1 protein-coding gene is annotated in these 567 nt (G+C 41.4%); it reads left to right on the top strand.

Translation table 11 applies throughout. The features are described 5' to 3' along the window. The first annotated feature begins 115 nt into the window (after positions 1-115). Complete coding sequence (locus tag JHD69_RS21585; RefSeq protein WP_199142120.1) at positions 116-355, top strand: LytR/AlgR family response regulator transcription factor; 240 nt, start codon at positions 116-118, stop codon at positions 353-355. Positions 356-567: the final 212 nt, after the last annotated feature.

Genomic DNA, 567 nt, shown 5'->3' with positions numbered 1-567 from the left:
AGGCCTTACATATTTACGAATTGGATATACACCGGAAACACCAATAAATTTGATGCCCACCAGCCAATTTCAAATTAACCCCTAGGCTTGACCTCGAGAAACACCTGGAATTGTTGTGCAGAGCTGGGGGAATTATGTTAAGGTTTTTGTAAACGGGCAGATGATGCTTGGTTCGATGACGACCAGCGAAATAGAAAACAAGCTAGACGACATTAAGTTCCTCCGCATTCATAAATCCTACATCGTGGCGCTTGACCGTATCCAGAGGGTCAAGGGAAATGAAGCTCAATTAATAGGGGGTACATTTCTCCCCATTGGAACAGTATATCGTAAAAGGCTTTTGGAAAGTTTGTGATTAACAGGATAGAGGAGATCTCAATCCACGAACTGCTCAGCACAACAATTCCAGGTGTTTCTCGAGGTCAAGCCTAGGGGTTAATTTGAAATTGGCTGGTGGGCATCAAATTTATTGGTGTTTCCGGTGTATATCCAATTCGTAAATATGTAAGGCCTATCTAAAGTCATCTCTAAAACGGTAACGGTATCCCATTTTATATTTTTTGGAAT

This window comes from Pedobacter sp. ASV12 (assembly GCF_016429155.1).
In the GTDB taxonomy this organism is placed as follows: domain Bacteria; phylum Bacteroidota; class Bacteroidia; order Sphingobacteriales; family Sphingobacteriaceae; genus Pedobacter.
This window is presented reverse-complemented; position numbering and strand designations above follow the sequence as displayed.